This is a genomic window from Marinobacter sp., assembly GCF_033722735.1.
In the GTDB taxonomy this organism is placed as follows: domain Bacteria; phylum Pseudomonadota; class Gammaproteobacteria; order Pseudomonadales; family Oleiphilaceae; genus Marinobacter.
Map to the genome: position 1 here is coordinate 49,070 of NZ_JAWVYN010000014.1, position 20,130 is coordinate 69,199.

Annotated in this window: 22 protein-coding genes; 12 read left to right on the forward strand and 10 right to left on the reverse strand. The window is 62.2% G+C overall.

What is annotated here, in order from left to right:
- Positions 1–24 precede the first annotated feature (24 nt).
- The 6 genes from R3175_RS11700 to R3175_RS11725 all read right to left on the reverse strand — a co-directional run bounded on the left by R3175_RS11700 (position 25) and on the right by R3175_RS11725 (position 3,485).
- Positions 25–267, reverse strand: coding sequence for a BolA family protein (locus R3175_RS11700; protein WP_318944461.1), 243 nt, complete (start codon positions 265–267; stop codon positions 25–27).
- Between the two features lie 116 nt (positions 268–383).
- Entirely contained in the window at positions 384–716 is a 333-nt protein-coding gene (locus R3175_RS11705) for a lipid asymmetry maintenance protein MlaB (RefSeq protein WP_318944462.1), read from the reverse strand.
- On the reverse strand, positions 713–1,372 hold the full coding sequence (locus R3175_RS11710; protein ID WP_413231766.1) for a phospholipid-binding protein MlaC: 660 nt from the start codon (positions 1,370–1,372) through the stop codon (positions 713–715). Before R3175_RS11710 ends, R3175_RS11705 begins: the two co-directional genes overlap by 4 nt.
- 63 nt (positions 1,373–1,435) lie before the next feature.
- A complete protein-coding gene (gene mlaD, locus R3175_RS11715) occupies positions 1,436–1,885 on the reverse strand; it encodes an outer membrane lipid asymmetry maintenance protein MlaD (RefSeq protein WP_318944463.1) in 450 nt (149 codons plus the stop codon).
- A 9-nt stretch (positions 1,886–1,894) separates the two neighbouring features.
- Entirely contained in the window at positions 1,895–2,677 is a 783-nt protein-coding gene (mlaE, locus tag R3175_RS11720) for a lipid asymmetry maintenance ABC transporter permease subunit MlaE (RefSeq protein WP_413231767.1), read from the reverse strand.
- Positions 2,670–3,485 carry an ABC transporter ATP-binding protein gene (locus R3175_RS11725; RefSeq protein ID WP_318944465.1) on the reverse strand — a complete coding sequence of 272 codons (816 nt, stop codon included), beginning with the start codon at positions 3,483–3,485 and terminating at the stop codon, positions 2,670–2,672. The genes mlaE and R3175_RS11725 overlap by 8 nt, the downstream gene beginning before the upstream one ends.
- 253 nt (positions 3,486–3,738) lie before the next feature.
- Here R3175_RS11725 and R3175_RS11730 point away from each other — a divergent pair, with 253 nt between their 5' ends.
- From R3175_RS11730 to yjgA, 12 genes are all read left to right on the forward strand, one after another.
- On the forward strand, positions 3,739–4,707 hold the full coding sequence (locus tag R3175_RS11730) for a KpsF/GutQ family sugar-phosphate isomerase (protein WP_318944466.1): 969 nt from the start codon (positions 3,739–3,741) through the stop codon (positions 4,705–4,707).
- Positions 4,707–5,270 (forward strand): KdsC family phosphatase, encoded by a 564-nt coding sequence (locus R3175_RS11735; protein ID WP_318944467.1) that lies wholly within the window; start codon positions 4,707–4,709, stop codon positions 5,268–5,270. Before R3175_RS11730 ends, R3175_RS11735 begins: the two co-directional genes overlap by 1 nt.
- The gene (gene lptC / locus R3175_RS11740; protein ID WP_318944468.1) at positions 5,267–5,869 is read left to right on the forward strand and encodes an LPS export ABC transporter periplasmic protein LptC; all 603 of its coding nucleotides are present in this window, start codon (positions 5,267–5,269) and stop codon (positions 5,867–5,869) included. Before R3175_RS11735 ends, lptC begins: the two co-directional genes overlap by 4 nt.
- Entirely contained in the window at positions 5,841–6,401 is a 561-nt protein-coding gene (gene lptA / locus R3175_RS11745) for a lipopolysaccharide transport periplasmic protein LptA (protein ID WP_318944469.1), read from the forward strand. The genes lptC and lptA overlap by 29 nt, the downstream gene beginning before the upstream one ends.
- 12 nt (positions 6,402–6,413) lie before the next feature.
- Positions 6,414–7,139, forward strand: coding sequence for an LPS export ABC transporter ATP-binding protein (gene lptB / locus R3175_RS11750; protein WP_318944470.1), 726 nt, complete (start codon positions 6,414–6,416; stop codon positions 7,137–7,139).
- Positions 7,140–7,345: 206 nt separating this feature from the next.
- Positions 7,346–8,866, forward strand: coding sequence for an RNA polymerase factor sigma-54 (locus tag R3175_RS11755; RefSeq protein ID WP_318944513.1), 1,521 nt, complete (start codon positions 7,346–7,348; stop codon positions 8,864–8,866).
- Positions 8,867–8,990: 124 nt separating this feature from the next.
- Positions 8,991–9,299, forward strand: coding sequence for a ribosome hibernation promoting factor (gene hpf / locus R3175_RS11760; protein WP_318944471.1), 309 nt, complete (start codon positions 8,991–8,993; stop codon positions 9,297–9,299).
- Positions 9,300–9,441: 142 nt separating this feature from the next.
- On the forward strand, positions 9,442–9,912 hold the full coding sequence (gene ptsN, locus R3175_RS11765; protein ID WP_318944472.1) for a PTS IIA-like nitrogen regulatory protein PtsN: 471 nt from the start codon (positions 9,442–9,444) through the stop codon (positions 9,910–9,912).
- A gap of 27 nt (positions 9,913–9,939) precedes the next feature.
- A complete protein-coding gene (rapZ, locus tag R3175_RS11770) occupies positions 9,940–10,821 on the forward strand; it encodes an RNase adapter RapZ (RefSeq protein ID WP_318944473.1) in 882 nt (293 codons plus the stop codon).
- Positions 10,822–10,828: 7 nt separating this feature from the next.
- Positions 10,829–11,098, forward strand: coding sequence for an HPr family phosphocarrier protein (locus R3175_RS11775; RefSeq protein ID WP_318944474.1), 270 nt, complete (start codon positions 10,829–10,831; stop codon positions 11,096–11,098).
- A gap of 140 nt (positions 11,099–11,238) precedes the next feature.
- Positions 11,239–12,600, forward strand: coding sequence for a magnesium transporter (gene mgtE, locus R3175_RS11780; RefSeq protein WP_318944475.1), 1,362 nt, complete (start codon positions 11,239–11,241; stop codon positions 12,598–12,600).
- A 35-nt stretch (positions 12,601–12,635) separates the two neighbouring features.
- Positions 12,636–13,169: a ribosome biogenesis factor YjgA gene (gene yjgA / locus R3175_RS11785; RefSeq protein WP_318944476.1), complete on the forward strand. Its 534-nt coding sequence runs from the start codon at positions 12,636–12,638 to the stop codon at positions 13,167–13,169.
- A 1-nt stretch (position 13,170) separates the two neighbouring features.
- Here yjgA and R3175_RS11790 read toward each other — a convergent pair whose 3' ends face one another.
- The 4 genes from R3175_RS11790 to R3175_RS11805 are packed head-to-tail and all read right to left on the reverse strand — an operon-like array spanning position 13,171 to position 20,123.
- A complete protein-coding gene (locus tag R3175_RS11790) occupies positions 13,171–14,022 on the reverse strand; it encodes a carbon-nitrogen hydrolase family protein (protein WP_318944477.1) in 852 nt (283 codons plus the stop codon).
- Positions 14,023–14,051: 29 nt separating this feature from the next.
- Positions 14,052–17,978 carry a YhdP family protein gene (locus R3175_RS11795; RefSeq protein WP_318944478.1) on the reverse strand — a complete coding sequence of 1,309 codons (3,927 nt, stop codon included), beginning with the start codon at positions 17,976–17,978 and terminating at the stop codon, positions 14,052–14,054.
- 29 nt (positions 17,979–18,007) lie between these two features.
- Positions 18,008–19,489 carry a ribonuclease G gene (rng, locus tag R3175_RS11800; protein ID WP_318944479.1) on the reverse strand — a complete coding sequence of 494 codons (1,482 nt, stop codon included), beginning with the start codon at positions 19,487–19,489 and terminating at the stop codon, positions 18,008–18,010.
- A 46-nt stretch (positions 19,490–19,535) separates the two neighbouring features.
- Complete coding sequence (locus R3175_RS11805; RefSeq protein ID WP_318944480.1) at positions 19,536–20,123, reverse strand: Maf family protein; 588 nt, start codon at positions 20,121–20,123, stop codon at positions 19,536–19,538.
- Between the last annotated feature and the right edge of the window lie 7 nt (positions 20,124–20,130).

Consider the following 20,130-nt stretch of genomic DNA (forward strand, 5'->3'; position numbering starts at 1 on the left):
TTTCCCTGTCAGTTCGGGCCAGCCTCAGCCCTGGCGCTCCGCCCATTGGGCCGGCGTGAATGCTTTGATGGTTAAGGCGTGAATGGTGCCATCGGCCAGCTGCTGATTCAGGGCACCGTAAATGAGCTGTTGCTTCTTGACCGGAGACAGACCTTCAAACCGGTCTCCCACGGCGATCACCAGGTAGTGATTGCCTTCGCTCTGCACTTCGATTTCACAGTCCGGCAGTGCCGTCTTCACCAGCTCGGCGACTTCGTGGGCTTCCATAACAACAGTCCTCAGGGTGTAAGTCATTCAGGAGCGGAATTGTAACCAATATTGGAGTGCGGGTCAGCCTTGGCCGCAAGACAGACCCGGGGACGGAGTGAATTGGCGGGTACCGCCTAACTGCGCGCGAAAAGATGCGGCTGAACTCCGCCCAGGGCCGCCAACGCCATGAGCTGCTCGTTGGCACCGGTAAACGACAGCGGGCGCTGGCACTCGTCCGCATGGCGGGACCAGCACAACAGCAGGGAGAGTGTGGCACTGTGGGCTCCGACCACGCCCGACAGATCGATTTGCAACGGTCCGCTGCCGGAAGCGATCTTGCGCTCCCCGTCGCTACGCAGGGCCAGCACGGCTTCCGGCCCCAGGCGCCCGGAAACACTCAACACACTCTCACGAAGGGAGAGCACGGGCTCAACCCCGGAGGAGGCGCTGCCGGGCCGCTCGCTCACGACTCGCCTGCCTCACCCTCGATATTGACGTCCTTCACGGCATCGCTCCAGCCGTCAATCACCGCCTGGATGTCACCTCGATTTGCCTCCATTTCCTGGCTGAAGCGGTCACGGAACGCCAGACCGATGTTAACCCCTTCGACGATCACATTTTCCATCATCCAGTTCTGACCTTCTTTCAGGTACATGGAATAGGTGACCGGATAACGGTTGCCAGAGGAGGAAATCACTTCCAACTGCACCGCCGCACGGGAATCGTTGTTGGCATTGATGACCGCATCCTTGACCTCGATGCTGAACTCCTCGGTCTCAACCAGAGCCTGGGCGTAACTTTCGAACAGGCTGCGCTTGAACTTGGCGACAAACTCATCCCGCTGGTCCGGCGTGGCCTGACGGGCGTACCGGCCCATGACCCGGGCGGCAATCCGGCGGAAATCGACAAAGTCCGACAGCGCCTCTTCCATACCCCGGTAGAACGCCTCGGGATCCGCCTCGTAGAGGCCACGCTCGCTGTTCAGCCGTTGCACCAGCTTCTGGGTATTCTCGTCGACATACTCCCGCAATTCTTCACTGGCGCTGGCCGGCGCCGACAGCGCAAACGCCAGCATGAGCGCCGAGATGACCGAGAACCATTTCCTGAAAAACACCATTTCCATTCCCCTTGTTTCCAAATCAGAAGATCCAGCTTCGGACCCCATCAAACCGCAGCACCCCGGCCCTTAACGCCCGGAGGCAAAATTACTGATCATGCGCTCCAGATTCAGCGCCGACTGCGTGGAGTAGAAGGCATCCCCCTCCTGCATGGCGGTTTCATCCGCCCCCACCGAGATATCAATGTACTGTTCCCCCAGCAGTCCGGATGTACGTATTATCGCGGAACTGTCAGTGGGTATATTGTCGACGCTGGCGTCGATATCCATGGCCACACGGGCCTGAAAGGTTTCCCGGTCCAGCGTGATCTCCCGGATGCGCCCGACGGTCACCCCGGCCATGGACACCCGGCCACGCGCGGCCAGACCACCGGCGTCGTTGAAGCGGGCGTAGACGGTATAGGTATCGGTGGCCCCGCCGGGCGTCAGGCCGCTGACCTGCAGCGCGAGGAACACCAGCGCCGCAAACCCGGCCACCATAAACAAACCCACGACGAATTCCGTTGTTCGCTGAACCATGATGCTCCCTCAAAAACTCCCGAACATGACCGCGGTGAGGACAAAATCCAACCCCAACACCGCCAACGATGAATAGACCACGGTCTTGGTGGTGGCCGAACTGATCCCGGCGGACGTGGGCACACAGTCGTAGCCCTGGAACACCGCAATCCAGGTACAGAAGAAGCCAAACACCAGGCTCTTGATCAGCCCATTGAGCACGTCGTCCACGAAATTAACCGATTGCTGCATGTTGCTCCAGAACGCGCCCTCGAACACTCCCAGCCAGTCTACACCCACCAGCATCCCGCCCCAGATACCCACGGACGAGAAAATCACCGCCAGCAGGGGCATGGCGATAAAGCCGGCCCACAACCGGGGCGCTACCACCCGGCGCAGGGGATCCACCCCCATCATTTCCATACTGGACAACTGCTCGGTGGCCTTCATCAGACCGATTTCCGCCGTCAACGCAGAGCCGGCCCGGCCGGCAAACAGCAACGCGGTCACCACCGGCCCCAGTTCCCGCACCAGGGTCAGCGCGATCATCTGACCGATGGCGTCCTCACTACCGTAATCGCTGAGGATGGTATAGCCCTGCAGCCCCAACACCATGCCAATGAACAGCCCGGAGACAACGATGATCGCCAGCGACAACACCCCTACCACGTAGAGCTGGCGAATCAGCAGGGGCAGCCCCACCGCCGGGCGAGGCACTCCCCCCAACGCCCCAAACAGAAACAGGCCGGAACGCCCCAGGGTTCGCATCAGATCGACGCCCTGCGCGCCTAGCCCACGAATGCGCTCAATCATTGCCACCCCCGGCAACCAACCAGTCTGCTGCGGCATCCGGCGCGGGATAATGGAACGGCACCGGGCCGTCCGGCTGCCCCTGGAGGAACTGCTGCACCCGCTCGGAGGGATGATTGCGCAGCGCCTCGGGCGTGCCCTGGCCAATCACGCGGCCATCGGCAATGATGCAGGCGAAGTGGCAGATGCTGAGGGACTCCGGCACGTCGTGAGACACCAGCACACTGGTCAGGCCCATGGTACTGTTCAGATCCCGGATCAGCTTGACCAACACCCCCATGGCAATGGGATCCTGGCCGGCAAAAGGCTCGTCGTACATGATCAGCTCCGGGTCCAGGGCGATACTGCGAGCCAACGCCACGCGCCGGGTCATCCCGCCCGACAATTCTGCCGGCATCAGGTCCCGGGCACCACGCAGGCCGACCGCGTGGAGCTTCATCAGGACGATATCGCGGATCATGTCCTCGGGTAGCCGGGTGTGCACCCGCAACGGGAAAGCCACGTTCTCGTAGACACTGAGATCGGTGAACAGGGCGCCGCTCTGGAACAGCATGCCCATCTTCTCCCGCAAGCGGTAAAGCGCCTTGCGCCCAAGGTTCGGCACGTCCTGCCCGGCCACCGTGATGCGGCCATGCTCCGGCCGCAACTGGCCGCCGACCAGCCTGAGGAGCGTGGTCTTGCCGGTGCCACTGGGCCCCATGATGGCGGTGATACGACCCCGCGGAATGGCCAGGGAGACATCGTCGAAAATACGCCGCCCGTTACGGGAGAAGGTGATGTGCTCGAGACTGATGTAGGGGTCAGAATCCATGGACCTGCTCTGTGCTGGCATCGGCTTGGTGACCCTCCCTCGCCATCCCGGTACTGGCTGGCATCGGAGGCCGTTTGGAGCAGTACAGTATTCGAACTGGCCGCCAAGCTCAATCAACACACCGGAAATTATCCAAACGGTAAGCCTGCCGACAGGACCAAGGCCGTTTTACAGGAAAGTGGTATACTCCGCCTCTGAACAGCGAAGGGACAGTCTCCGGATTCGGCAGCAACCAAGAGTAAACAGTTCAACTATGAGCAAACAGTACAAAGACTCCGCACTCCAGGCGATCGCCATCGAACGGGATGCCATCGATGCCCTCACCCAGCGCATCGATGAACAGTTTGTTCACGCCTGCGAAGTGATCATGGCCTGCAAGGGCCGCGTGGTAGTCACCGGCATGGGCAAATCCGGCCACATCGGCAAGAAAATTGCTGCCACCCTGGCCAGCACCGGAACCCCTTCCTTCTACGTCCATCCCGGCGAGGCAAGCCACGGCGACCTCGGCATGATCACCGGACAGGATGTGGTCCTGGCCATCTCCAATTCCGGCAGCACCAGCGAAGTGCTTACCATTTTACCCCTGATCAAGCGCATGGGGGCGCCCCTGATCTCCATGACCGGCAACGCCGAATCCGTGCTGGCACGGGAGGCCGAGGCCAACCTGGACGTCAGCGTGGCCAAGGAAGCCTGCCCCCTGGGACTGGCACCGACCTCGAGCACCACCGCCACCCTGGTGATGGGGGACGCCCTGGCGGTGGCCCTGCTGGAACACCGGGGCTTCAGCGCCGAGGACTTTGCCTTTTCCCACCCCGGCGGGAGCCTGGGCCGACGCCTGCTGTTGCGGGTCTCCGACATCATGCACGGCGGCGACCGCATTCCCAAGGTGGCCGAGGGCACGCCGCTGAGCGGCGCCTTGCTTGAGATTTCCCTGAAGGGACTGGGAATGACCACGGTGGTGGACGAGCAGGACAACCTGACGGGCATCTTCACCGATGGCGACCTGCGCCGGACCCTGGACCGTCCGATCGATATCCACAGCACGCCGATCTGTGACGTGATGACCCGCAATGGCAAGACCATCCACGAAGACCAGCTGGCCGCGGAGGCCCTCAATATCATGGAAGAGCTGAAGATCAATGCCCTGCCCGTTATTGACCGGGCCGGCCGCCTGACCGGCGCCATCAACATGCACGATCTGCTGCGCGCGGGGGTGATCTGATGACCACGGCTAACGCACCCAGCTGGCCCCGGGAAGCCCTGACCAAGGCCGCCGGCATCAAACTGCTGGCCCTCGACGTGGACGGCGTAATGACCGCCGGCACCCTGCTGTTCAGCGCCAGGGGCGACGAACTGAAGGCCTTCAACATCCTCGACGGCCTGGGCATCAAGATGCTGATGCAGACCGGCGTAGAGGTGGCGGTGATCACCGGGCGAAGCTCGCCCCTGACCGAGAAACGCATGACCGACCTGGGGATCCGCCACCTGATGCAGGGCCGGGAGGACAAGCACATCGCCCTGCAGGAACTGAGCGGCAACCTGCACATCGATGCGGAGGCCATTGCCTACATGGGCGACGACCTGCCGGACCTGTCCGCCATCCAGTACGCCGGACTCGGGCTCACCGTGCCCAATGGCCACTGGTACGTGCGCCAGCGGGTAGACTACTGCACCCGGGCCCCGGGTGGCAGCGGCGCCGTGCGGGAAGCCTGCGAACTGATACTGCAGGCCCAGGGGCAACTGTACGCGGCACTGACCGCCTTTGAACTGGAGCCCGGCGAATGACCCTGGCCGATGCCCTGTCCCGGCCCTGGGTCCGAACGCTGGCGCTCCTGGTCAGCGTACTGGTTCTGGTGGCGCTGCTGTGGCAATCGGACGAGCGCATCCCCGCGCCGGACGCCGAGTCCCTGCGCGGGCCCTCCGAGCCGGACGGCTTCGTGATTAACGGCCATTACCGGGCGTTCAACGAACAGGGCCATCTCACTACCATGATCAGCAGCCCCCGTATCGAGCAGTTTGATGCCGACCACACGGCCATCATGAACGAGCCCAACGCCACCCTGATCGACAGGAAATCCGGCGCGGCCTGGCACTTGACCGCCAAACGTGGCACCTTCCGCGAGAACGCCGACCGGATACGCCTGTCGGGCGAGGTCCTGGTGACCCGCCCCATTGCCGATGGCCGGGACGCCACCCTGGAAACCGACAGCCTGGTCCTGGACAACCGGCAGCGAACCGTTCACACCGACGACCGGGTCACCATGACCGATGGCCGCAACACCACCCGGGCCACCGGCATGACCGCCTGGATCGACGACCGCATCGTGGAATTCAAATCACAGGTAGAAGGACAATATGAGCCTGCGCAACCCCAAGCCCGGTAACCGAGCCGGACGCTCCGTCATCCTGGCCACGCTGACCGCGTGCGCCCTGCTGGCGCCGCCGGTGTCGGCGTTCGACCTCGACTCCGACGCCCCCATCACCGTCAACGCCGACAGCGCGCGCCTGGACGACAGCCAGGGCATCGCCACCTACACCGGCGATGTGGTGGTTACCCAGCTCAACACCCAACTGACCGCCGACCGGGTGGTGCTCTACCGGGGCGAGAGCGGCCTTAACCGGATCGAAGCCACCGGCCAACCGGCCCATTACTTCCAGCCCTCCAACACGCTCGGCGAAGCCACCGATGCCCGCGCCCACATCATCACCTATTCGGCGCCGGATCATCGCCTGACCCTGGAGCGGGAAGCGGTCATTGAACAGGGTGGCAACCTGTTCCGGGGCGAGCGGATTCACTACGATACCGAGAATCGGGTGGTGACCGCAGAGGGGTCCGCCGACGGCAACAACGGCCAGGGCCGGGTGGAAATGGTGATCCAGCCCCGCAATCGCCCGCTGACAGAACCCCGTAACTAGGCAAGGCATCCCATGGCAGTACTCAGAGCCAGCAACCTGGCAAAAAGCTACAAACACAAGAAGGTCGTCCTGGACGTGTCACTGGAAATTCGCAGTGGCGAGATTGTCGGCCTGCTGGGACCCAACGGCGCAGGCAAGACCACCTGCTTCTACATGATCGTTGGCCTGGTGCCGGCGGACAATGGCCGCATCACCATCGATGAGCAGGACATCACCCCCCTGCCCATGCATGGCCGTGCCCGCAAGGGAATCGGCTACCTGCCCCAGGAGGCCTCGGTGTTTCGCAAGCTCACCGTTCGCGACAACATCATGGCCATCCTGGAGACCCGCAAGGGGCTCAAGCGCAGTGAGCGCGAGGCCAAGCTGCAGGAATTGCTGGAAGAGTTCCACATCACCCACATCCGCGACAGCCTGGGCATGGCGCTGTCGGGTGGTGAACGCCGACGGGTCGAGATTGCCCGCGCCCTGGCCATGGAGCCCGCGTTCATCCTGCTGGACGAACCCTTCGCCGGGGTGGACCCGATCTCGGTGAGCGACATCAAGCAGATCATTCGCCATCTGCGGGACAAGGGCATCGGTGTCCTGATCACCGACCACAATGTTCGCGAAACCCTGGATATCTGCGAGAATGCCTATATCGTCAGCGGTGGCCACATCATCGCCTCGGGCCACTCGGAGGACATTCTGGCCAACCAGCAGGTCAAGGAAGTGTACCTGGGCAACGAATTCAGACTGTAATCCCATTGATTTTTACCATGAGCTTGCGGAGGATTGTCATACACTTGTCAGATTGTTTTGCCAGTCACAAGCAAGTACACTCGGCAGAAAACTTGCTTGTCGCGGCAAGTAGCCAACACACAAGACTTTTTTCGCAACAACCGTGAGTCACGACGAGGCCAGACAGGCACTGGGAGCGAGTAGGTGACGGAAGTTAAATCATGGTAATGAAAGCCTCTCTTCAGCTGAAACTGGGTCAAAGTCTGACCATGACGCCCCAGTTGCAACAGGCGATTCGACTGCTTCAGCTGTCCACCCTGGACCTGCAACAGGAGATTCAGCAGGCACTGGATTCCAACCCGATGCTGGAAACCCAGGAAGACGATGATCGCCAGGAGGCCGAAGAATCCAGCGACAACAACGACTCCCGGGAGGACCAGGACGACGACAGCGCCACTGCAACGGACGCCGACAGCAACTGGGACGAAGAACCGTCCGACGAATGGCAGGCGGACAACAACGCCTCCGAGAGCATTCCCGACGACCTGCCGGTAGACACCGCCTGGGACGATATCTACCAGCCCTCCCCTGCGCCGGCATCCCGGGCAGACGACGACAACGACACCGATTTCGAAACGCGCAACTCGCCAACGGAAACCCTGCACGACCACCTGGAGTGGCAGCTCAACCTGACGCCCATGACTGAGCGCGACCAGGCCATTGCCCACTCACTGCTGGACGCCGTGAACGACCAGGGCTACCTCAGCTCTGAGCTGGCGGACATCCATTCCGGCCTGATGGACGAAACCGACGACGACCCGGTCGAGCTGGACGAAGTGGAAGCGGTGCTGCGACGGCTGCAACATTTCGATCCGCCCGGCGTGTTCGCCCGCAACCTGCAGGAATGCCTGCTGATCCAGCTCAACCAGCTGCCCACGGACACCCCCTGGCTGCCCCAGGCCCGCCTGGTGATCACCCACTACATCAACTTGCTGGGAAACCGGGACTACGCCCAACTGCTGCGCCGTAGCCGCCTCAAGGAAGACCAGCTCAAGGAAGTACTGGCGTTGATCACCCAGCTCAACCCGCGTCCCGGCAGCAGTATCGATCAGGCCGAGCCCGACTACGTCATCCCCGACGTGATCGTCCGTAAACACAACGGACGCTGGCGTGTTGAACTGAATCCTGAAATTGCACCGCGCATTCGCGTCAATGCAAGCTATGCTTCTCTTATAAGGCGCGCAGACAGCAGTGCAGACAACACGTATTTGAGGGATCAGTTGCAAGAAGCCAAATGGTTCATCAAGAGCCTTCAGAGCCGCAACGAGACGCTGCTGAAGGTGGCTACCCGCATCGTTGAGCATCAACAGGGCTTCCTCGATCACGGCGAAGAGGCCATGAAGCCCCTCATCCTGTCGGATATTGCCCAGGCTGTGGAAATGCATGAGTCGACCATCTCCCGGGTCACCACGCAAAAGTTCATGCATACGCCCCGGGGCATCTTCGAGCTGAAGTACTTCTTCTCAAGTCACGTCAGCACCGACGAAGGCGGCGAGTGCTCGTCCACCGCGATTCGCGCCATGATCAAGAAGCTGATTGCCGCAGAAACGCCGAAAAAACCGTTGAGCGACAGCAAGATTGCCGCCATGCTAGGAGAACAGGGTATCAAGGTTGCCCGCAGGACCGTCGCCAAGTACCGCGAGGCCATGCAGATTCCGCCGTCCAACGAACGAAAACGATTAGTGTAGACCAGAGCGTCACGGAGTTCCCGCTGGTTGGGCTCTGGTGTAAAGGGATAACACGCGGCCGCCGCGGCGGCCGCAGCCCCGCCAGTGATGGGTATTGCTGGCAAGCTGACAATAGGAGACGCCTATGCAACTCAACATTTCAGGTCATCATGTCGAACTGACTCCTCCTCTCAAAGAGTATGTATCTGGCAAATTCGAAAAGCTTGAACGCCACTTTGACCACATCAGTAATTGTCAGGTGACTCTGGAAGTCGAGAAGGTGCGCCAGATGGCGGAAGCCACGATGCATGTGATTGGCGGTGAGATTCACGCAAAGGCTGAAAACGAGGACATGTACGCGGCCATTGACGCGCTGGTGGACAAGTTGGATCGACAGATCCTGAAACACAAGGAAAAAAATATCGATCGCAAGCATGGAAACGGCGCGCGCTAAACGGTAGCCTTGCCTGCTAATGATGATGGGCCCCTGATTCATTCCGCTTTACCTCTGGCTCTCGGGGGCGCCATTACGACTGATCGCGCTGCGGTACGTGCCACGTACCGCAGCCTTTTTTTAACGGATAAACTGTCGATTCATGACGGACACTACACTCACCATAGACACCATCCTGACACCGGAGCTCACACTGTGCCGCGTGCCAGGAAGCAGCAAAAAGCGTATTCTGGAATATATCTCCGAGGAAATTCAGCGGCGATATCCAGAACTTAGTGACAGCCAGATTTTCAACAACCTGGTGTCCCGCGAGCGGCTGGGCAGCACGGGCATTGGTCAGGGCATTGCAATCCCCCACTGTCGCCTGGAGGGATGCGAGCAGGTCATTGGCGTATTGGTAACCCTGGAGGAAGGGGTGGCCTTCGATGCAATCGACAATCAGCCGGTGGACCTCCTGTTCACCCTGATCGTCCCGAAAGAGGCCACCAGCGAACACCTGGAGCTGCTCAGCCAGTTGGCCGAGAAGTTCAACGATCACAACTTCTGTGACCAGCTACGCCAGTGCACGGATAGCGATACCCTGTATAAACGCATGATCGGAGCCAGTCAGTAGCGAACGTCTTTTCAGGGGTAAGGGGTTATGAAACTGATCATTGTGAGTGGTCGTTCCGGATCCGGTAAGAGTACCGCGCTGCATGTTCTGGAAGACCTGGGTTACTACTGCATCGACAACCTGCCCATCGGCCTGCTGTTCCCGCTGACTCGGGAAGCCACGTCCCAGGCAAGCACGGCCCGGCTCAAGAAGATTGCGGTCAGTATCGACGCCCGCAACCTCTCCGATGAGATTGCCAACTTCGAAGAGATCCACCATCACCTCTGCCAAACCGGCGCCACCGTCGAGACCATCTACCTGGATGCCACCGACCAGTCGCTGCTGCAGCGGTTCCACGCGACCCGGCGCAAGCATCCGCTGAGCGACGATCGCACCTCCCTCAAAGAGGCCATCGACAGCGAAAAGCACCTGCTGGAACCCATTGCCCGGCTGGCGGACCTGTTTATCGACACCACCGAGCTGTCCATCTATGAGCTCCGGGACATGGTCAAGCAGCGGGTGATCGGCCGACGCGAGCAGGAACTGGCGCTGCTGATCCAGTCCTTCGGCTTCAAGCACGGCGTCCCGGTGGATTCGGACTACGTCTTTGACGTGCGCTGCCTGCCCAATCCCTACTGGGATACCAGCCTGCGCAAGTACACCGGGGTCGACCAACCGGTCATCGATTTTCTGGAAAATGAGCCGTTAACCCTGAAAATGGTGGACGACCTGACCCGGTTTCTGGAGAGCTGGCTGCCCTCGTTCAGCGAGAGCAACCGGAGCTACATGACTATTTCCATCGGCTGCACCGGCGGCCAGCACCGCTCCGTGTATGTCTGCGAAAAACTTGGCGAGTTTTTCTCCCAGCGTTACAACAATGTCCAGGTTCGCCATACGGAACTGCCCCACCTGAAACCCGTCGAGTCCTGACCCCCCTATGATTCGCAAGCCCGTCACCATCATCAACAAGCTTGGTCTGCATGCCCGTGCGGCGGCCAAGCTCGTCGCCACCGCGTCGGAATTTGAAAGTACCATCCAGATCGTCAAGGATGACCGGGAAGTGGACGCCAAAGCCATCATGCCGGTGATGATGCTGGCCGCCAGCCAGGGCACCAAGGTCGAGCTGATTGTGGACGGACCGGACGAAGAACAGGCGCTGGACAGACTCCTCGAACTGATCAACAACTATTTTGGTGAGGGGGAGTGAGCCGCTCGCGGCATTCACTTATAACTCTTTCTCACTACCGCAATGTAAGTCCGCTATAATACTTGAGTTTCCGCCAACCCAACGGGGTGCCGACGGGAACCGGGAAAGACGACGTAACCCTCAGCCTGTTTGGGTGACCGATGACGGATATTCTGGAACAAAGCCAGGCTCGCCAGCGCCTCCGCTCCCTCGGAGAGGCCCTGGACAGTGGTGCCCTGAAACAGGTGGCACGTATCCTCAATGGCGGCCTGAGCCCCAGCGACATTGCCCACCTGCTGGAGTCCTCCCCGCCCCGCCAGCGGGCGCTGTTGTGGAACCTGGTCGACAAGAGCCTGGAAGGGGAAGTCCTCCAGTACCTCAGTGACGATATCCGTGGTTACTTCCTTAGCCAGCTGAACGCCCAGGAGCTCGCCGATATCGTCGAGGACTTCGAGTCCGACGACCTGGCCGACCTGCTGCAGCAACTGCCGGATACCGTGATCCAGGAAGTCCTGGACACCATGGACGAGCAGGACCGTCAGCGGGTCGAGGAAGTCCTCGCTTACCCGGAGGACACCGCCGGCGGCCTGATGAACACGGACACCATCACCGTGCGCCCGGACATCAGCATCGACGTGGTACTGCGTTACCTGCGCCGCCACCGCTCACTGCCACCGATGACCGACAGCCTGATTGTGGTCAGCCGGAAGGACCAGTTTATCGGTATGCTGCCGATCACCAAGATGCTGGTCACCAACCCCGCCACCACCGTGCGGGAAGTGATGGACACCGACATCGAGCCGATCCCGGTGACCCTGTCCGATACCCAGGTGGCCACCCTGTTTGAACGCTACGACCTGATATCCGCCCCGGTGGTGGATGAAGACGGCAACCTGCTGGGCCGAATCACCATCGATGACGTGGTGGACGTTATCCGGGACGACGCTGATCACTCCCTGATGAGCATGGCCGGTCTGGACGAAGAAGAGGACACCTTTGCCCCGGTGATGAAGACCTCCCGCCGGCGCGCGGTTTGGCTTGGCATCAACCTGATTACCGCGTTTATCGCCGCGGCAGTGATCGGCCTGTTCGAGGGCACCATCGAGAAAGTCGTGGCGTTGGCCGTGCTGATGCCGATTGTTGCCAGCATGGGCGGGATTGCCGGCAGCCAGACCCTCACCCTGGTGATCCGTGGCATGGCGGTGGGTCAGATCAGCGGCGCCAACGTCCGCTGGCTGCTAAACCGGGAGTTCCTGGTGGGGGCCCTCAACGGCCTGCTCTGGGCGGTGGTGGTCGCCACCGCGGCCACCGTCTGGTTCCGGGATCCGATGATCGGCGCCATCATTGCCGCCGCCATGGTCATCAACCTGCTGGCCGCCGCCATTGTCGGCACCCTACTCCCCTTGTTCCTCAAAGCCCGCAACATTGACCCGGCCCTGGCCGGCGGCGTGATACTCACCACGGTCACCGATGTGGTAGGATTCATGTCCTTTCTGGGGCTGGCAACCCTTGTGTACGCCTGACCCGACGATCTCCACCCTCTCTGAAGATAACCACTATGTCTGAATTCGACGAACATCAGGACGACTCCGAACTGGAGTGGGGGAAAAGCAAGTCCCAGCTCAAGCGGGAGATGCTGGCACTGCAGGACCTGGGCAAGCAGATGCTCGCGCTCAGCACCGACCAGCTCAACACCCTCCCCATCAGCGACACCCTGCACCGGGCGATCGAGGAATCCCGGCGCATCCGGCAGAAGGAAGCACGGCGGCGGCACCTGCAGTACATCGGCAAGGTGATGCGCCAGGAAGAGGACATCGACGCCGTTCGCCGGGCCATCGAGGCCTTCCACGCCGGCAGCGAAGAGCACACCCGCCGCCACCACCTGGCGGAACGCTGGCGCGACCGCCTGATCAACGAAGGTGACGGGGCGCTGGCCGAATTCATCGACTATTGCCCCGGCGCCGACATCCAGCACCTGCGCAACCTCGCCCGCAACGCTCGCCGGGACGCACAGAAGGAAAAGAACACCGGGCAGAGCAAGAAACTGTTCCGCTACCTGCGGGAGTGCATCGACGAGGGCGAGCAGCCTTAAGCTACAACCGTCGATGCTCCCACACCGGCATCTGCTGGCGTACTTCCGCCAACCGCTCGAGGGTGAGCTCGCCACTCACCCACCCCGGGCCGTCACTCTGCCGTTCAGCCACCACCGCCCCCCAGGGGTCGACAATCATCGAATGACCGTAGGTACGCCGGCGTGAGCTATTGTGCCCTCCCTGACCGGCCGCCACCATCCAGACCTGGTTCTCGATGGCCCGGGCGCGGATCAGCGCATGCCAATGCGCCGCGCCGGTCAGGTAGGTGAAGGCGCTGGGCAGGGCCACCCATTCCGCACCCTTCGCCCGCAATGCCCGGAACAACTCGGGGAAGCGCAGGTCGTAACAGATTGCCAGCCCCAGTACACCGGCGGGGGTGTCCACAGTGACCAGGTCCTGACCGGGTTCGAAGGTGTCCGATTCCCGATACTGGCCATGGGCATCGTCCACCCGGGCGTCGAACAGGTGGATCTTGTCATAGCGGGCGACCTCCTGCCCGCGGTCGTCATAGACCAGGCAACTGGCCCGTACCCGACCGTCAATGCCCGAACCGTCGGTTCGATTCGCCAGCGGCAGCGAGCCGCCAACGATCCACACTCCCAACCGTCGGGCCTGCTGCGCCAGGAAGGCGCGAATCTCCCCCACCCCCTCACACTCCCTTTGGCCCTGAGCCACCATTTGCGCCGTTCTCAGCACCGCGAAGTTTTCCGGCAACACCACCACCCGGGCGCCGGCCTTCGCCGATGCGGCCAGCAAATCCCCGGCCTCCTGCAGGTTGGCCTGCAGGTCTGCGCCGCTGACCATCTGAATGGCGGCCACGGTGGCCGCCGTGTGTGACCTGTCTTTATCCATGCCGACCTCCGGTGTATCCAGGTTGAACATCAATTACCGGTATCAAAGACGCTTCGCAGGCTGACCTCCGGCTGGTCCCAACTGCCCTTAACACTATAGGTGGCGCTGGTAAGACGGCTCAACGGATCACCCAGCACCTTGTCCAACACGAACAGGGCTCCGCCGATGGGTGCCGAGGCCCCCATCAACAGGGCCGCCAGGGGCAGGTTCTGGGTGAGTGGCAGCACCACCACCATGCGCATATCCAGGGATTCGTCGATCAGGTTGGTGGAACCGGACAGTTTGAAGGCCCCCGAAGGCCCGACGATCTGCAGTTCCGGCGCCCAGTTCAGAACGCCGTCCTCAAGCCGGGCGGTCCCCGAGATCGCATCGAAGGCCACCCCCGCCTCATACAGGTCGGAAAAATCCAGCTTCAACCGACGCCAAACGGTGTCAGCATTCAGGATGTTGAACAGCCGGAATAACTGAGCGGTGTTGTTCCGCTCCAGAATAACGCCGTCATCGAGCCGTATGCCTACTTCACCCTCCAGCCGGGCAAGTTGGAAATCGTCCGGCCGGCCCGGCCAGGTCAGGTCCAGAACCAGTTGGCTGCTCTCATTCTTCAACGGCGCCTGGGCTCCGACCAACAGCGCCATGTCGCCAAGGTCCTGCCCCGACACCTCGCCCGTCAGCCGGGTAACCTGGCTACCGTCGAGGATGTCCCACCACATCTCTCCGCTGAAATTGAGGGACCCCAGTTTGCCGGTCAGGGCGTCGATCTGGAGGGCCTGGGCCCGCGGTCGCAGGGTGAACGACCAACTGCCCAGGGGGCGGTCATCCATCTGCAGGGTCTTGATCCTGATCCTGACGTTCGGCCACCCCTCCATGGCCATGGCCCGAAAGGCATCCACCTGCTGGGCGGCGGTCAGGGTCGGTTGAGCCGTTGCCTCACTGTCGTTACCCATGAGGGTGAGCGATTCCAGGCGGACATCCACCCCCTCGGACTTATCCAGCGGCAGGGTGATCCGGCCAGTTGCCCGCGCGGAACGGGTATCAATGTGCCAACGTCCCGGTTCCGGACGGGCGGTGACCTGCACGTTGGGAAACGTCTGGCCGAGCATCCCCAACTGGTCGATGGACAGGGTAATCGAGTTGAGCCACTGATCGACTCCCTCGCCGTATGCCGTTGAGACCTTCCCCTCCTCCCCGGGACTCAGCCGTCCCCAGCGATCGCTCCACTCGTCCACGTCCACACGCGGTACCCGCCCGGACAGGGTGAGCCCCGGCGCCGCCACCAGTTCCGCGGACTGGGAGCCAAACACCAGGTGCCCCCGGTCAAACACGCCCTCGCTCCAGGCCAGGCGAAACGCCAGCCGGTCCTGCCAGACCCCGGACAGCAGCAACTGACCGGTTTCTCCCGGCGCCAGGACCGCCTTCACCGGCGCGAACTCCCGGGCAGGCTTGCCGATGGGCTCCGGCCAGTCAATTTCCGTCCCCAGCAGGCTGCTATACAGCGACAACTCCGGGGCAGCCCCCCGGGCCAGGCCCAATCGTGCGCTGTAGGTGAACCTGCCGGCGATTCCGGCTCCCCTGGGAGGTGGCTGCGAAAGCAGGTCAAAGAAATTGCTGACGCCCAGCTCCCCCGCCTGGGACAGCACGAACCGGTGACGCTCTGGACTGTACTCCAGTCCCAACGTGACTGGCTGCCCCATGAAGCGTCCGGCGAGGTGGGGGCCCTGAAAGCCTGTGGCACTGTCAAACTCCACCCGACCGGCGAGATGGCTCCAATCCAGACCGGCAGCCGGGTAATGGACCTGACCATTGGACGTCGTCGCGGCGAGCCTCACGCCAACCTCACGCTCGCCGGAGAGGGGGATCGTCAGGCCCAGGTCGAGCTGATACTGGCCGGCCACCTCGACGGTATCGGCACCCAGACCGGAAAGCTCACCCAACGGCGTGTTCGCCAGCCAGTAGGTAACCGCCGTCCCCGGTACCTCGGCCTTGGTCTCTACCCGGACCGTGACGCCCGCCTCCTCGATCGCGGCGCGCACCAAGGTGTCCGCGACCGCCAGGCCACCGGTTTGGGCAGAATCCAGCCGTACCTCGGTCGCCCCATCGTGGACCACGACGGTGCCACGGGCTTCCCGTACTTCGGGCCACTCGTCGGCGTAGCGCACCACCCCCTCGCTGAACCTGTACGCCATGGACGTGGTGAAGGAGCGCCTGGGCGCGCCCCGGTTAACCTGGCCGTGACCAAAGAACACCCCCTGCTCGATGCGGGCATGGGGTATGGCCTGGGTCAACCACTGATACAGCTCGGGCTTGACCTTCTTGCTCGGCACGAAGCTGGCGAGCATATCGGCAGTGCCATTGCGCACCGCCACCCTGAGCCCCAGGTTATCCTCCCCTTCCCGGTCCAGACGCAGATCAAAGGCACCCTCCAGCTCGGTCTGTTCGCCGTATTGCAGCTGGATGGTGTCCGAGAACACACGGATCAAGGGCCCATCCACTCGCCAGGACACCCTCGCCTGGGCCTGGTTCAGGTGCCAGCGGTCCTCATACAACAGGGGAAAACCCAGAGTGATGTCCGGCCCGGAGACATCGACGGTGCCACCGTAGCGGTTGGCAGAAACCCTGCCCACCGCACCGGTAATCTCCGGCGCGCCACGATGGGCCTGGACACTCACGTCATTCAGTGAGGCCAGCAATCCGAACGCCGGTCCTTCCGGGCCGGTGGGGATCGTTAACCGGAGATCGTCGAGGCGTCCCTCGGGCTGATAACCCTGCAGGGCCGCACTCGCCCGTTCCGGCAGGATGCCGAGTCTGCCGGCCAGCCGGCCCAGAGGTCCCAGGGGCACGCCGTCGGCATAGGCATTGATGGCCTGATTGTGATGGGTCAGGCGAAGGTCGAACCCCTCCGCCCGATCCTCCAGCCACTGCCAGCGGATGTTGCGCAGGTGCAGCTCCCCGCCCAGCAGGCTGTTTCGTTCTACCGGCTGCCGTGCCCGCCAGCCAAATTCCAGCGCCAGGTTTTCCACCGGCGCCAGGGGCTCCTGCTGGGCCCGCAATTGCAGGAAGGGCACCTCCAGGTGGCCGGTCATCTGTTCCAGCAAGCCGTTGCGGAAGGTGAGCCAGGCCTGGCCGCCGACATCAAATCCCTCGATGCTCACCCCTCGCCAGCCGTAATTGCCCACCAGGCCGTCGAACAGCCGGCCAGAGCTGACGCCAACGTGGAGCTGGCCGGTGAAATCACCGCGGAAGAAATGCAACCCCAACAGGGTAAAACTGGCCAGTTGCTGGGTGGTCCCCGCCTGCATGGCCCGCCCGGAGGCGGAGAACAGCCCCCGCGTGTAGTTCAGGTCCAACTGGGGAATGTCGATGTTCTTCTGCTGGCCATCCGGGGTACGCACCGCCAGGTTCACCCGGGTAATGCGCACCGAGGGATTGGATACCCACTGCCCGGCGCGGGTGAACCAGTTGCCCTCCTGGGGCTGCTGGTTCGGGGACAAGGGGGCGGCCGGCTTCATGCCCTGAAGGCGGATGCGACCGTCTTCCGACTGGACCAGGGTCAGCTCCAGGCCATCGGCGGCAAACTCGCCGAAGACCACCCGCCGTCGCAGCAACGAGGTCAGACTGTCAAGCCGGATATTCAGGAAACGCAGTTGCGCCAGCAGGTCAGCGGACGGGTCGGGCCCGGCGTGGACCTGGATGCCTTTTGCCTCAACGATTGGGTCAAGCCAATTCCAGCGGGCGCTGAGGGAATCGATGGTCACCGCATAACCGAGCTGGGTGGACAGGGTCTGCTCGATACGTTCCCGGTAGCTGTCAATGTTCTGGGTCACCTGACGACCCAGACCGGCGTACAGCGCCAGCAACACCAGTGCCGTGACCACCAGCCACCACACCAGGCCCGCCAGCCGCTGGAGTACCGTCAGCGGGCGCCCACCGTCGGTGTCCACGGGGTTACGTCCGGACATGGTTTCCGCCAGGGTGCTGCAGCCTCACCTCAGAGCAATACCACATCGTACTGTTCCTGGCTGTAGAACGGCTCAACCTGGAAACGAATGGTCTTGCTGATGAACGTTTCAAGATCGGCAACGTTGTCAGACTCTTCATCCAGCAGGCGATCCACCACGCTCTGGGACGCCATGACCAGGTAGCTCTCGGCCTCGTACGCCCGGTTGACCCGCAAGATCTCCCGGAAGATCTCGTAGCAGACGGTCTCGGCGGTCTTGAGGAAGCCCCGGCCATCGCAGACCGGGCAGGGCTCGCACAGCACCTGCCCCAGGCTCTCGGTGGTGCGCTTACGGGTCATTTCCACCAGCCCCAGTTCGGAGACGCCGGTGATCTTGGTTTTGGCGTGATCCCGCTCCAGCATCTTTTCCAGCATCCGGTGGACCTGACGCTGGTGCTCGCTGTCTTCCATGTCGATGAAATCGATGATGATGATGCCGCCGAGATTACGCAACCGCAGTTGCCGGCTGATGGCGCGAGCCGCTTCCAGGTTGGTCTTGAAGATCGTTTCTTCCAGGTTGCGGTGGCCCACGAAAGCCCCGGTGTTGATGTCGATGGTGGTCATCGCCTCGGTCTGATCGATGATGACATAGCCTCCGGACTTGAGCTGGACCTTGCGACTCAGCGCCTTCTGGATTTCGTCCTCGACACTGTAAAGATCGAAGATGGGCCGTTCTCCGGGGTAGTACTCCACCTTGTCGGCAAACTCGGACACAAACTCCTCGACAAACTCCACTACCCGCTGGTGGCTTTCACGGCTGTCGATGCGGACCTTTTCGGTCTGGGGGCGGATCAGGTCGCGGATGGTTCTGATGAACAGGGGCAGGTCCTGGTAGACCACCGAGGGCGCGTCGACCCGGCCGATGCGGTCATGAATGGAGTGACTGAGCCGGTGCAGGTATTTCATGTCGCCGATCAGGTCTTCCGACGGCGCCGATTCCGCTGCGGTGCGAATGATGTAGCCACCCTGGATTTCGCCCTGTGCAGCGGCTTCTTCCTCAACGATGCCCTTGAGGCGAGCCCGCTCGTTGTCGTCTTCAATCCGCTGTGAAATGCCGATGTGGTTCACCCCCGGCATGAACACCAGGTAACGGGAGGGAATCGACAGCTGGGTGGTCAGGCGCGCCCCCTTGGTGCCGATGGGGTCTTTGGTCACCTGCACCACCAGCGATTGCCCTTCCCGGAGCAGCGACCGGATATCCGGTACGGTCTTGGGGGCGTCGCTCGCCTCATCATCATTGCTCTGGCCGTTGACCACATCCGAGGCGTGGATAAACGCCGCCCGCTCCAGGCCAATATCGACGAATGCCGCTTCCATGCCCGGCAACACCCGCACCACCTTGCCCCGGTAGATATTGCCAACAATGCCCTTGCGACTGGTCCGCTCAATGTAGGCTTCCTGAAGCATACCGTTCTCCACCAGAGCTACCCTGGTTTCGACCGGTGTCACGTTGATCAGGATTTCTTCGCTCATTGAGTCTCTCCGTTCTCAGTCTTGCTCACATTATTGTCATTCTGGTTCAGGCATTCCTACGCCAGGCCTGCCACACCGGCAGACCGGCCGCCGCCAGCAGCTCTGCGGTCTCCTGCAGCGGCAGGCCCACTACCGCACTGTAACTGCCGCGGATATGATCCACGAATATACCGCCCAGGCCCTGGATACCATAGCTGCCGGCCTTGTCCATGGGTTCGCCGGTGGCCACATAGGCCTCGATCTCTTCCCCCGACAGGGCCCGAAACCTGACGTCGGTGGTCACCAGCTTGACCCGGCATTCGCCCCGGGTGGCAACGGCCACCGCCGTCAGCACCTGATGGTGGGCGCCGGACAGCGCCTGCAGCATCGCGACTGCCTCCGCCGCTGAGTTGGGTTTACCGAGGATCCGCTCCGCAAGCACCACGCTGGTATCCGCCCCGACCACAATACCATCGTCGTCCCGGTAAACGGCCAGCGCCTTCTCCCGCGCCATTCGCTGGACGTACTGACTTGGAGCCTCGTTCGGCCGGGGAGTTTCATCGATGTGGGCGGGAGAAACCGTATAGCCCACCCCCATCTGGGTGAGCAGCTCCGCGCGCCGGGGAGACGCCGAAGCAAGTACAATCAACGACATGGGAACT

Coding starts and splice junctions, on each gene's coding strand:
- R3175_RS11700 (WP_318944461.1), bottom strand. CDS start 267: ATGGAAGCCCACGAAGTCGCCGAGCTGGTGAAGACGGCACTGCCGGAC.
- R3175_RS11710 (WP_413231766.1), bottom strand. CDS start 1,372: ATGGAAATGGTGTTTTTCAGGAAATGGTTCTCGGTCATCTCGGCGCTC.
- mlaD (WP_318944463.1), bottom strand. CDS start 1,885: ATGGTTCAGCGAACAACGGAATTCGTCGTGGGTTTGTTTATGGTGGCC.
- mlaE (WP_413231767.1), bottom strand. CDS start 2,677: ATGATTGAGCGCATTCGTGGGCTAGGCGCGCAGGGCGTCGATCTGATG.
- R3175_RS11725 (WP_318944465.1), bottom strand. CDS start 3,485: ATGGATTCTGACCCCTACATCAGTCTCGAGCACATCACCTTCTCCCGT.
- R3175_RS11730 (WP_318944466.1), top strand. CDS start 3,739: ATGAGCAAACAGTACAAAGACTCCGCACTCCAGGCGATCGCCATCGAA.
- R3175_RS11735 (WP_318944467.1), top strand. CDS start 4,707: ATGACCACGGCTAACGCACCCAGCTGGCCCCGGGAAGCCCTGACCAAG.
- lptC (WP_318944468.1), top strand. CDS start 5,267: ATGACCCTGGCCGATGCCCTGTCCCGGCCCTGGGTCCGAACGCTGGCG.
- lptA (WP_318944469.1), top strand. CDS start 5,841: ATGAGCCTGCGCAACCCCAAGCCCGGTAACCGAGCCGGACGCTCCGTC.
- lptB (WP_318944470.1), top strand. CDS start 6,414: ATGGCAGTACTCAGAGCCAGCAACCTGGCAAAAAGCTACAAACACAAG.
- R3175_RS11755 (WP_318944513.1), top strand. CDS start 7,346: ATGAAAGCCTCTCTTCAGCTGAAACTGGGTCAAAGTCTGACCATGACG.
- hpf (WP_318944471.1), top strand. CDS start 8,991: ATGCAACTCAACATTTCAGGTCATCATGTCGAACTGACTCCTCCTCTC.
- ptsN (WP_318944472.1), top strand. CDS start 9,442: ATGACGGACACTACACTCACCATAGACACCATCCTGACACCGGAGCTC.
- rapZ (WP_318944473.1), top strand. CDS start 9,940: ATGAAACTGATCATTGTGAGTGGTCGTTCCGGATCCGGTAAGAGTACC.
- R3175_RS11775 (WP_318944474.1), top strand. CDS start 10,829: ATGATTCGCAAGCCCGTCACCATCATCAACAAGCTTGGTCTGCATGCC.
- mgtE (WP_318944475.1), top strand. CDS start 11,239: ATGACGGATATTCTGGAACAAAGCCAGGCTCGCCAGCGCCTCCGCTCC.
- yjgA (WP_318944476.1), top strand. CDS start 12,636: ATGTCTGAATTCGACGAACATCAGGACGACTCCGAACTGGAGTGGGGG.
- R3175_RS11790 (WP_318944477.1), bottom strand. CDS start 14,022: ATGGATAAAGACAGGTCACACACGGCGGCCACCGTGGCCGCCATTCAG.
- R3175_RS11795 (WP_318944478.1), bottom strand. CDS start 17,978: ATGTCCGGACGTAACCCCGTGGACACCGACGGTGGGCGCCCGCTGACG.
- rng (WP_318944479.1), bottom strand. CDS start 19,489: ATGAGCGAAGAAATCCTGATCAACGTGACACCGGTCGAAACCAGGGTA.
- R3175_RS11805 (WP_318944480.1), bottom strand. CDS start 20,123: ATGTCGTTGATTGTACTTGCTTCGGCGTCTCCCCGGCGCGCGGAGCTG.